Below are 6,000 nucleotides of genomic sequence, written 5' to 3' on the forward strand. Positions count from 1 at the left end.
GGGACAGGATACCTAATTATTGAAAACCCATCAATAATTGAGGTCCAGTTCCCACGAACTTTTTTTGCAGTCTTGGTTACCCGATTGTTTTTTCTCACGGAGACACAGAGCCACGGAGATAAGTAACAGAAGTTTGGTTTTCCCCGTGTCTTTGTGACTTTGTGAGAGTCATCTCTTTTCCATTAGTAATCGAATATTTACCTCAGGAGCGGTAGAGCATGAATCAGAATATCAGAATGGTTTCCTGGAATGTCAATGGCATCCGGGCGGTGGAAAAAAAAGGTGAGATGTCCAGTTTTTTAGAACGCTATGAGCCGGATATTTTTCTTCTGCAGGAAATTAAAGCCCGCCCTGAGCAGCTATCCCGGGAGTTGACGGCTCACCCGGAATATCAGCAGTTCTACCATCCGGCGAAAAAATCCGGTTATGCCGGCACTGGCATATGGGTAAAGAAAAATCGGTTTTCTGAACCGGAATTTTTAACCGGCATGCCTGATTTTGATGATGATGAAGGCCGGGTGGCCCAGGTGAAAATTGGCAACAATCATATTTTCGGGGTTTATTTTCCTAATGGTGGTAAGTCGGATGCAGCCTGGCAGGGAAAGTTGACGTTTTATGAAGATTTTTTGGCCTACATCAACGGTTTGCGTGCGAACGGAGACAACGTCATTTTTGCCGGCGACGTCAACTGCTGCCATGAAGCCATAGATATTGCCCGGCCCAAAGAGAATGACGGCAAGATCGGCTACCATCCCGAGGAGAGAAAACGGATATCAGCCTGGATTGATAATGGTTGGATCGATGTCTGGCGCCAAACCTACCCTGATAAAGGTGATGTCTATTCCTGGTGGAGTTTTCGCTCAGCGGCAAGGTCGCGGAATGTCGGTTGGCGCCTTGACTATTTTTTCGCCGACCGGGATTTCTTTCCCCGGGTGCGAAAAATTGCCTATCTGGGGGAGCAGATGGGTAGTGATCATTGCCCGGTGATGATGGAGGTGGACAAGCTGCAAGAATAGAAAAAGCTCCTCTTCGGGAGTGTCCTTCATGTTGTGATTCACAACTAATCATTCAGGTAAATATTTTTAACTTCTTACGGTTGCACACACAGATAGTCCAGGGTTTGCCGCTGACTGCTGTGATTAAAGCAGAGCATCAGCTAAAGTCATCCAGTACAGTGCGGATCTTTTGGGCTAACTGGGTGGCGGTATAGGGCTTATTGAGGTAATCCCTGGCCCCCATCCGTAAAGGATCTTTTTGCAGCTTGTCAGAAAAATAGCCGCTGGCCATAACAACCTTTACCTCCGGGTTGAGTTCTCGTAAGGCAGTCAGGCATTTGAATCCGCCCATGCCGGGCATGCTTATATCAAGGACGACCAGGCTGATTGCAGCCCTTTGGTGACGGTATGTTTCCAGGGCTTCTTCGCCACTGGCGGCGAGAATGGGTTTATAGCCGAATTGAATCAAGCTTCCAGAGGCAATTTCTCGCAGAAATTCTTCATCGTCCACCACCAGGATGGTTTCATTACCCTCCCAGATGTCCTTTTCCGCAACCATTATTTTTTCCGGGGGTGTTTCGGCAGCCGACGATAATGGGAAAAAAAGTCTGAACGTGGTACCTTGATGAATCTGGCTGCGACAGGTGATATGACCGTTATGGGCTTCCATGATGCCAAACACCGTTGACATCCCCAGGCCGGTGCCTTTACCCACCTCCTTGGTGGTAAAAAAAGGATCAAAGATATTTTTCAGGGTGTCTTCGTCCATTCCCTGTCCGGAATCCGTTACTTGCAACTGGACGAACTTCCCACTGAACAATTTGCCGCAAGCGGCGCATTGTTCATGGTCAACCTGAACATTCTTGACTTCCAGATGAATTTCACCGCCCTGGGGCATGGCATCGCTGGCATTTGTGCATAGGTTAAAAATAATCTGGTTTATCTGGTTCGCGTCAGCCGTTATAGTATTCAATTCCTCGGCAAACGACAGGTGGATGCTGACCATCTTGGGAATAACCCTCTTAATCATGGTCACTGCTTCTTCAACCACCTGCCTGAAATCAAGCAGCTTCCGTTCTGGTTCCGCCCTGCGGCTGAAGGTCAGCAGTTGTTTTACCAGATTTGCAGCTTTTTCGGCAGCCACCATTACTCGCTCATGTTCCTTGACGGTTGCTTGACCGTGTTCAGCCTTTTGCTGCCCCAGTTCGGAATAGCCGATGATGGCGGTCAGTATATTGTTGAAATCGTGGGCGATGCCGCCCGCCAGGGTGCCGATCACCTCCATTTTTTCGGACTGGCGCAATCGCTTTTCCAACTGTCTGGTAGTACTTAGATCGGTAATATTAACCACAACCCCGTTCACCTGTCCGGAAAAAGAGTCCTTGATGGTTGCCGCGCTCACCAACACTTCCAGAAGATTGCCTTCCTTTGTATATCTTCGGGTTTCAAAACCGAGAGACTGACCGTTACGAAACAGATCAGCAATTTTCTCTTTGGTTATCTGCTGTTGATCGTTGGGGACAAAAGGGATTGGTCGTCCTTTAAGTTCATCGAATTGCCAGCCAAAGACCCGGGTGAAGGCGGGGTTTAGATATGTTGGGCAGCCTTCGTGATTATAGACGATCATCGGATCCGGGTTGGCTTCCAGGATGCCCCGTAGCTGGCTCTCACTATCTTTAAGTGTCTGTGCAGCCTTTTTGCGGTCGCTGATATCAGTAGCCGTTACGATGGCCAGATCATCGCCACCGTCATCATGCGACAGTGGTGCGTACTTGATAAGGCAGTCGAAAACCGTGCCGTCCTTTCGTTGCCAGCGGGTTTCAATGGGAGAGAAACTCTCCGGTCCTGGTTCTATGGCCTTTTTCAATTTCCGGCCAACCACTCTCGCCTCGTCCATGTCGGCATAGAGGACCGTAATATCTTGCCCTTCCAGCTCTTCATCTTCGTAGCCCAGCATGCGGGTCATGGTCCGGTTATGCCATCCTAATTTTCGTTGGTTGCGAAGCAGACCGATTCCCACCGGCGAAGCATCCAGAATAGCATGCCGCAGCTTCTCGGAACTGGACAGGGCAGAGGTGCGCTTGGCAACCAGGTGACGGAGCCGGGTATTCCAGGCCCAAAAAAGCATTAAGACCAATAGCAGCAGAATAGCTATAGTTATTACATGAGGTAAATACCGCTGCCAAGGATAGGCAGGAGAAGTGACCTTGACTCCCAGCCACTTGCGAGCAATTTTGTCTAAGATACCCTTTTCCCTGGCGTTGGAGATGCCTTTGTTGATGATACTGAGCAGCACTCGGTCGCCATCATTGACTCCCATACAGTTTTGCCCGACATAAAGGGGTTCCCCAATTTTTTTAATCTTCTCGGCAAGTGAATGTTGATAAATATGATAATAGACAATCGGCTCATCACCGATGAGGACATCTGCTTGGCCGGAAACCACTAGATCGGTAGCTTCCTTAAAGTTCTTGGTATAGATATAACGGCACTTGATCCCCTTACTTTCAAGATATTCCTGAGCGTAATCCCCGGCTTGCATAGCAATAGTTTTTCCCTGTAAGCTTGTCAGACCATTGATATCCGTGCGCTCGGCAACCACAAAGATTGAGGCCGGTACTTCAAACATGACGGTGGTGAAATCAAAACTGAGATCGCGCTGGTCACTGTAAAAAAAACTGGTGAGGACATCCGCTTCCCCAAACAGAATGAGTTTCTGCGCTTCTTTAAAATCAGCATCCACAAAGCGGGCTTTGAATCCGAATTCAGTCGCTATCCACCGTGCCAGTTCGATACACATACCGGTACGCTCGCCTTTTCCGGAAATGAACTCAAAAGGGGGATAATGAGTTTGACTGACGAAAGTGATCGTTTTGGTTTCGTCGAGGTAGTGTCGTTCAGCCGAGGTTAGCCGCTGGGCGGTTGCGATGCTTACCCAGGCAAGAAATAAGCAGATGACTAGCAGTGTTAACCATTTTTTCCTGGTCGCAAAATAAGCTGTAATAGTTTTCATGATATTTCCCCCTTTTTATCTTTTTTCTTCTGGTAACTTTTTACCTTTTTCCTTTTGTTCACGACAGAACGACGGGGCTTCACAGCGATTTTCGATAAAATAACCCTTCGTACAAAAAAGAGGAAGATATTGTTTCACAGTCGGCTTCGGTAACACCGGCTTGTCGCATGGTTGGCCGCCAGTTGTTTTTAATTGTTTCAATCATGTTGTTGAACAGCTCTGCCGCGTCTTCCCTGGACAGCAGAAAACGTCCATGCCGGCTCATCAGATTTTCTCGATTGGCATAACGGCCCTGGGTGCCGCAAGACATCGCAAGGTTACGTCTTTCTACCGAAATCAAGGGAGTTGGGGTCAGGTCAAATGCGGGACTTAATCTCCAGTGTTGATCCTTTGCCAACACTGCATGGTTGCGTGGGTGGTCGTCCAGGTTGGACACTGCCGCATTGAAACACATTCTAAGAAACAGCTCGCGAAGATCAGCTTCCGGTTTATTGCTCACCCGCCTGATTTCATCTGCCAAAAGTACATAAGACCAGTCTTGCCGAGAGAACACGGAATCATCACTTCGCAAAAGAGTCAGCGCACTGACCATGCGATAGCGATGGTAGCTGTTCTCGGATCGTTCACGGTCGAAACGACGTACCAGCAGGACATCCCGCCCGCCGACATTGGCAATATCGCTTTCAGCCACAGTAAGACCGCAGGCTTTCGCAAGTTTCAACATTCCATGCTCGACTTTGGGGTGGTTCCAACGGTCGTCAAGCGTGCCAAACTTGGCAATCCACAAGCCCTGTCCATGCTCGACTACGGCTTTTGGCCTGGCTCCTCCCAGTGAGGTTCCGTATTGCAAAAGTCCTTCAACTTGCCTGGCGGTTGATCCCTCAATATTTGGTTCGCCGCGAACTATGGCATCGGCTACGGTTTGAATGGACTCTAAATCAAGGATACGGTTATATCGGTGTGTTTTTGGCTGAGATTGAACGTTTAGTCCAAACCCCAGTGCGCCGGCATGGTCGTCCGGGGCGGACATGAGATAATCAAATTCTTCGAGATTGGTGTGGCCTATATTTCGTTCAATGACACACCTTCCCCAGTAATCAGGCATGGAATCGCGTATTGCACCAAAAAATCCCTCCATCCGTGCAGTTTCATATTCCCTGCTGTGCAGGTGCAGCTCTACCGGGTCAAGTTCAACTGCATCCCCGCGTTCAAGATACTTGCGCCCATAAATGAAGCGACCAACCGGTTCACCATCCCGATTTGGCGATACGTTGAAGCGTCCTGCCGTTACAAAATTTGTTGTACCAGGCAGAACAATGTAAACGTAACACTCTCGCTCAGAAGTCATTGTCCATGGCCTTTCGTCGTTTCGGCGCAGTCTTCGGGCTTCTGACCCGTTCCAAAATCTTTCCTTCTTCATCGTTGTCCGGATCGGAAATTTCTCGCATATCCCGGTGAAGGTCGAGAACCCACAAAGCTCCCATGTAAGCGGCTATTGCCGTACTGGGTTTGCCGTTCTCGATATCAGCCATGACATATCGTGAGATGCCAATACGCTCAGCAAGTTCTTTCATGGAAAGTCTTCGTCGCAGGCGGGCGGTGCGGATGTTTCGGCCTAGTTGTTTAAGGATATCCTCTACTGCTGCTGGTGGGGATTTTGATATTTTGCTAGTGCGTGCCATGTTGTTTATAATCATCTCACATATTTTTTATGTTTATAATAAGCAACATATATTAGATTGTCAAGAAGGATATTTCTTTGCTACGATGTAGCAACTATACCCTAAGCTGAGCTATAACGCTCTTCCATCGGGTACATCTGCCAGATGCCGCAGGGGCAGACGGCGGCACAAAAACCACAGCCAATGCAAAGATCATCATTGACCACATACTCATAGCCGCCATCTTCAGTTTCCTGGCGGGAAATGGCTCCCTGGTAGCAGGTCTGCTCGCAGATGCCGCAGTCACGGCAAAGTCCACAGGACATGCATT

At 48.7% G+C, this 6,000-nt stretch carries 5 protein-coding genes; 1 reads left to right on the plus strand and 4 read right to left on the minus strand.

Annotated elements, in window-relative coordinates; translation table 11 throughout:
• Positions 1-218 precede the first annotated feature (218 nt).
• A complete protein-coding gene (locus U9P07_01885; protein ID MEA2108156.1) occupies positions 219-1,016 on the plus strand; it encodes an exodeoxyribonuclease III in 798 nt (265 codons plus the stop codon).
• Positions 1,017-1,152: 136 nt separating this feature from the next.
• Here the strand turns inward: U9P07_01885 and U9P07_01890 are convergent, their stop codons facing one another.
• From U9P07_01890 to U9P07_01905, 4 genes are all read right to left on the minus strand, one after another.
• Positions 1,153-4,008, minus strand: coding sequence for a transporter substrate-binding domain-containing protein (locus U9P07_01890; GenBank protein ID MEA2108157.1), 2,856 nt, complete (start codon positions 4,006-4,008; stop codon positions 1,153-1,155).
• Between the two features lie 79 nt (positions 4,009-4,087).
• Positions 4,088-5,356, minus strand: a complete 1,269-nt coding sequence (locus tag U9P07_01895; GenBank protein MEA2108158.1) for a HipA domain-containing protein — start codon at positions 5,354-5,356, stop codon at positions 4,088-4,090.
• Positions 5,346-5,690 carry a helix-turn-helix domain-containing protein gene (locus U9P07_01900; protein MEA2108159.1) on the minus strand — a complete coding sequence of 115 codons (345 nt, stop codon included), beginning with the start codon at positions 5,688-5,690 and terminating at the stop codon, positions 5,346-5,348. The genes U9P07_01895 and U9P07_01900 overlap by 11 nt, the downstream gene beginning before the upstream one ends.
• Before the next feature lie 101 nt (positions 5,691-5,791).
• Positions 5,792-6,000, minus strand: a 209-nt coding sequence (locus U9P07_01905) for a 4Fe-4S binding protein (protein ID MEA2108160.1), incomplete at its 5' end; no start/stop codon positions are given.

This window comes from Pseudomonadota bacterium (genome assembly GCA_034660915.1).
Classification (GTDB): domain Bacteria; phylum Desulfobacterota; class Anaeroferrophillalia; order Anaeroferrophillales; family Anaeroferrophillaceae; genus DQWO01.

Coding starts and splice junctions, on each gene's coding strand:
- U9P07_01900 (MEA2108159.1), bottom strand. CDS start 5,690: ATGGCACGCACTAGCAAAATATCAAAATCCCCACCAGCAGCAGTAGAG.
- U9P07_01890 (MEA2108157.1), bottom strand. CDS start 4,008: ATGAAAACTATTACAGCTTATTTTGCGACCAGGAAAAAATGGTTAACA.
- U9P07_01885 (MEA2108156.1), top strand. CDS start 219: ATGAATCAGAATATCAGAATGGTTTCCTGGAATGTCAATGGCATCCGG.
- U9P07_01895 (MEA2108158.1), bottom strand. CDS start 5,356: ATGACTTCTGAGCGAGAGTGTTACGTTTACATTGTTCTGCCTGGTACA.